The organism is Alcanivorax sp. HI0044 (assembly GCF_001634945.1).
Genome location: NZ_LWEZ01000950.1, coordinates 1 through 324, shown reverse-complemented (window position 1 = coordinate 324; position 324 = coordinate 1). Strand labels below are relative to the sequence as shown.

The following is a 324-nucleotide window of genomic DNA, read 5'->3' as shown; positions in this document are numbered from 1 at the left end:
CATTTCCAGTTCTGGCTCGCGCTCGGCCAGAATGGCCTCCAGTTCTGCCACTTTCTCGCTGTCGATACGCAGGTGTTCGTCGCCTTCTTTCCAGCTGGCGCGCACCTGATCCAGCTCTTCGTACAGCTGCTGCTTGCGCTCGCGCTGATGCTGGATGCTCTGCTCCAGACGTGCCACTTCCGCCCCCAGGGCGTAAAAATGCTGCTGGACTTCGTTAAAGCGCTCCTGCACTTCATGGTGCTTCTCGCGCAAACGCTCTACTTCCGCGTCCACGTGGCGCTGTTCCGCCACTTTCGCTTCCATGGACACGTCCAGTTCGCCAAT

At 59.3% G+C, this 324-nt stretch carries 1 protein-coding gene; it reads right to left on the bottom strand.

Going from position 1 to position 324, the window contains the following annotated elements; genetic code table 11:
- Nucleotides 1-324: hypothetical protein (locus tag A3730_RS11115; RefSeq protein ID WP_156501155.1), on the bottom strand; the 324-nt coding region annotated here is incomplete at both ends.